This window comes from Mycobacterium sp., assembly GCF_035653355.1.
In the GTDB taxonomy this organism is placed as follows: domain Bacteria; phylum Actinomycetota; class Actinomycetes; order Mycobacteriales; family Mycobacteriaceae; genus Mycobacterium.
Genome location: NZ_DASRBZ010000296.1, coordinates 1 through 3,604, shown reverse-complemented (window position 1 = coordinate 3,604; position 3,604 = coordinate 1). Strand labels below are relative to the sequence as shown.

Annotated in this window: 5 protein-coding genes; 4 read left to right on the top strand and 1 reads right to left on the bottom strand. The window is 66.2% G+C overall.

Annotation, left to right across the window (positions count from 1 at the left end; translation table 11 throughout):
* Both VFA16_RS10370 and VFA16_RS10365 read left to right on the top strand, forming a co-directional pair.
* On the top strand, window positions 1-430 hold a 430-nt coding region (locus tag VFA16_RS10370), incomplete at its 5' end, for an SRPBCC family protein (RefSeq protein ID WP_324967728.1).
* 8 nt (window positions 431-438) lie between these two features.
* Entirely contained in the window at window positions 439-897 is a 459-nt protein-coding gene (locus tag VFA16_RS10365) for an SRPBCC family protein (protein WP_324967727.1), read from the top strand.
* On the opposite strand, the gene VFA16_RS10360 is transcribed toward VFA16_RS10365, so the two are convergent.
* Window positions 860-2,080, bottom strand: coding sequence for a pyridoxal phosphate-dependent aminotransferase (locus VFA16_RS10360; RefSeq protein WP_324967726.1), 1,221 nt, complete (start codon window positions 2,078-2,080; stop codon window positions 860-862). The genes VFA16_RS10365 and VFA16_RS10360 overlap by 38 nt on opposite strands.
* Before the next feature lie 190 nt (window positions 2,081-2,270).
* Between VFA16_RS10360 and VFA16_RS10355 the strand changes: the two genes are divergently transcribed.
* On the top strand, window positions 2,271-3,482 hold the full coding sequence (locus tag VFA16_RS10355) for an acetyl-CoA C-acetyltransferase (protein WP_324967725.1): 1,212 nt from the start codon (window positions 2,271-2,273) through the stop codon (window positions 3,480-3,482).
* Between the two features lie 3 nt (window positions 3,483-3,485).
* Window positions 3,486-3,604: hypothetical protein (locus tag VFA16_RS10350; RefSeq protein WP_324967729.1), on the top strand; the 119-nt coding region annotated here is incomplete at its 3' end.

Here is a 3,604-nt window from a genome sequence, read left to right as displayed (position 1 = left end):
TGTCATCGACGCGCCGCCGGAAGCGATCTTGGAGGCGCTCGCCGACGTCGACGCCGTGCCGTCGTGGTCCTCGGTGCACAAGCGAACCGAAGTCATCGACACCTATCCCGACGGCCGGCCGCGCCACGTCAAGGTCACGGTCAAAGTGATCGGGATCGTCGACCAAGAAATGCTCGAATACCACTGGGGCCCGGACTGGGTGGTGTGGGATGCCGAGAAGACCATCCACCAGCACGGCCAACATGTCGAGTACACGCTGCAGCGCGAAGGCGACCAAAAGACCCGCGTGCGCTTCGACATCACGCTCGAACCCTCAGCGCCGATACCGGAGTTTCTGATCAAACGAGCTCGAAAGACCGTCCTGCAAGCCGCGACAGAGGGACTGCGCAGGCGCGTCATGGGCGGTGTCGGCGCCGAGCGATCGAAGTAGGTGGCGAGGTGGCGGTACAAGCATCGCGGGAAATCGTTATTGACGCGCCGCCGGACGTGATCATGGAGGCGCTCGCCGACATCAGCACGTTGACGGCGTGGTCACCGGTGCACAAACAGGTTGAAGTGCTGGACCGCTACGACGACGGTCGGCCCCACCATGTGAAGGCCACCATCAAGATTTTCGGTCTGGTCGACAACGAGATCCTGGAGTATCACTGGGGTCCCGACTGGGTGGTCTGGGATGCCGAAGCGACGTTCCAGCAGCACGGCCAGCATGTCGAGTACACCCTCAAGCGCGAGGGCATCGACAAGACGCGGGTGCGCTTCGACATCACCGTCGAACCCTCCGGGCCGGTTCCGGAATTCATCGTCAAACGGGCCAGCAACATCGTGTTGGGCACAGCGACCGAGGGCCTGCGCGAGCGGGTCATGGGGACGACCAAGGACGCGCGTCAGCCGCAATAGTCGGGCCGTCGCGCAGCGGCGTCAGCCGCCGGATCGCCTCGTCGAGCGTGTCGTCGCGTTTGGCAAAAGTGAACCGCACCAAGTGATTCCAGACCCGTGCGTGTTCGGCGGCCGGGTCGCAGAACGCCGACATCGGGATCGCGGCGACACCAAGCTTCACCGGTAGGGCCGCGCAGAATGCGCTGCTGTCTTCGTAGCCCAGCGGGCGGGGGTCGGCGCACAGAAAGTAGGTGCCCGAGCTGTCGTGCACCTCGAAGCCGATCTCGGCCAGTGCGTTCGCCAGCCGATCACGCCTTGCCTGCAATCGGTTGCGCAGGCCGGCCACCCAGGTCTCTTCGTTGTTGAGCGCGTGGGCCACCGCCGGCTGGAACGGGGCTCCGCCGACGTAGCTCAGGTATTGCTTGGCCGCCCGCACCCCGGCGATGAGTTCTGCTGGGCCGCAGGCCCATCCGATCTTCCAGCCGGTGCAGTTGAACATCTTGGCGGCACTGGAGATGGTGATCGTGCGCTCGGCCATGCCCGGGTAGGTGGCCGGTGGCAGATGCTGGCGACCTTCGGGGGAGGGGTACACCAGGTGCTCGTAGACCTCGTCGGAGATGACCAAGAGGTCTTCGTCGTTGGCGATCTCCGCGATGGCGGCGACCTCGGTCTCGCTGAGGACCATACCGGTCGGGTTGTGCGGCGAGTTGACCATCAACGCTTTGGTGCGCGGCGTCAGTGCGCGCCGCAGCGCGTCGGCGTCGAGCGCGAAGCCGCGGCCATCGGGGACCAGCGGCACGACGACCCGCTGCGCCCCGGCCATCGCGACCACTGGTGAGTACGAGTCGTAGAACGGCTGCAGCAGGATCACCTCGTCGCCCGGCTCTACCAGCCCGAGCACCGCCGCAGCGATGGCCTCGGTCGCTCCGACCGTCACCAACACCTCGGTGTCCGGGTCGTATTCGATGCCGAAGTGCCGTTTGCGCTGCGCTGCGATGGCGTGCCGCAGCTCCGCGATCCCGATCCCGGGTGGGTACTGGTTGACCCCCTGCGCGATGGCGTCCTGGGCGGCTTTCAGCATCCCGGGCGGGCCATCCTCGTCGGGAAAACCCTGACCGAGGTTGACCGCGCCGACGCGCGCAGCCAGCGCCGACATTTCGGCGAACACCGTGGTCGCATACGGCCGCAGTCGCGACACCGTCATGAGTGTTGAGGGTATGCGTTCACGATCGTGACAGTGGAGTCACGCTCGAGCGTGACGTGACGACAGCGTCACGTTGGGCAGGAAGGCGCCGACGCCTCCCAACCAACAGGTTGATCGGTCGCTTTGTTAGGCTGGCAGGCGCAGGACTACCGTCTGTGGACGAATCCGAACTCCCGAAGAGGAATCAGCCATGTCCGAAGAAGCCTTCATCTACGAGGCGATCCGCACGCCGCGCGGCAAGCAGAAGAATGGATCGCTGCACGAGGTCAAGCCGCTCGATCTGGTCGTCGGCCTGATCCACGAACTGCGCCGCCGCTTCCCCGACCTGGACGAGAGCCTGATCAGCGACGTCATTCTGGGCGTGGTGTCGCCGGTCGGCGACCAGGGCGGCGACATCGCCCGCACCGCGGTGCTGGCTGCCGGCTTGCCCGACACCACCGGCGGGGTGCAGCTCAACCGGTTCTGTGCCTCTGGTCTGGAAGCGGTGAACACCGCCGCGCAGAAGGTGCGTTCCGGGTGGGACGACCTGGTGCTGGCCGGGGGTGTCGAGTCGATGAGCCGGGTTCCGATGGGCTCCGACGGCGGTGCTTGGGCGCTGGATCCGGCCACCAACTACGACCTGGGCTTCGTGCCGCAGGGCATCGGCGCCGACCTGATCGCCACCATCGAGGGCTTCTCGCGTGAAGACGTCGACGCCTATGCGCTGCGCAGCCAGCAGCGCGCCGCGGCAGCCTGGTCGGGCGGCTACTTCGCCAAGTCGGTGGTGCCGGTGCGCGACCAGAACGGCCTGCTGATCCTCGACCACGACGAGCACATGCGGCCCGAGACCACGATGGAAGGCCTGGCCAAACTGAAGCCGGCCTTCGAAGGCGTTGCGGCACTCGGCGGGTTCGACGACGTGGCGCTGCAGAAGTACCACTGGGTGGAGAAGATCAACCACGTTCACACCGGCGGCAACAGCTCCGGGATTGTCGACGGCGCCGCGCTGGTGCTGATCGGGTCCGAGGCCGCCGGTAAGGCGCAGAGCCTGACCCCGCGGGCGCGCATCGTGGCGACTGCCACCAGCGGTGCCGAGCCGACGATCATGCTGACCGGGCCGACGCCGGCTACTCGCAAGGTGCTCGACCGCGCAGGGCTGACCGTCGACGACATCGATCTGTTCGAGCTGAATGAGGCGTTCGCGTCGGTGGTGCTGAAGTTCCAGAAGGACCTGAACATCCCCGACGAGAAGCTCAACGTCAACGGCGGAGCGATCGCGATGGGCCACCCGCTGGGTGCCACCGGCGCGATGATCCTCGGCACCATGGTCGACGAGCTGGAGCGCCGGGGGGCGCGGCGCGCGCTGATCACCTTGTGTATCGGCGGCGGCATGGGCGTCGCGACCATCATCGAGAGGGTTTAAGCCATGGCGGACAACACCATCAAGTGGGACCAGGATTCCGACGGCATCGTCACGCTGACCATGGACGACCCGTCAGGGTCGGCCAACGTGATGAACGAGGCCTACATCGAGTCGATGGGTGA

Coding starts and splice junctions, on each gene's coding strand:
- VFA16_RS10355 (WP_324967725.1), top strand. CDS start 2,271: ATGTCCGAAGAAGCCTTCATCTACGAGGCGATCCGCACGCCGCGCGGC.
- VFA16_RS10360 (WP_324967726.1), bottom strand. CDS start 2,080: ATGACGGTGTCGCGACTGCGGCCGTATGCGACCACGGTGTTCGCCGAA.